The 235-nt window shown below is 71.9% G+C and carries 1 protein-coding gene; it reads left to right on the top strand.

Annotated features, from left to right (window positions below):
• A partial coding sequence (locus tag MTQ10_RS31195) for a transposase (RefSeq protein WP_247474175.1) occupies positions 1-235 on the top strand: 235 nt, incomplete at both ends.

The following is a 235-nucleotide window of genomic DNA, read 5'->3' as shown; positions in this document are numbered from 1 at the left end:
ACGAGTTGTGGGTGCTGTTCCGGCGGGTGGTCCCTCCGACGGAGGTCATACGCCCGCAGGGCGGCGGGCGACGTCGGGCCGGTGACCGTGAATGCCTGGCAGCGATCATCTTCGTGGCCACCTCGGGTTGCACCTGGCGGCAGCTGCCGCCAGTGTTCGGGCCGGCCTGGCCCACGGTCTACCGGCGCTTCGCCCAGTGGAGCCGGGACCGGGTGTGGGCCAGACTGCACCGGGT

The sequence above is a fragment of the Streptomyces sp. XM83C genome (genome assembly GCF_023072675.1).
Classification (GTDB): domain Bacteria; phylum Actinomycetota; class Actinomycetes; order Streptomycetales; family Streptomycetaceae; genus Streptomyces; species Streptomyces thermocoprophilus.
The sequence above is the reverse complement of the archived record's forward strand: the minus strand, read 5'-3'. Positions and strand labels throughout refer to the sequence as shown.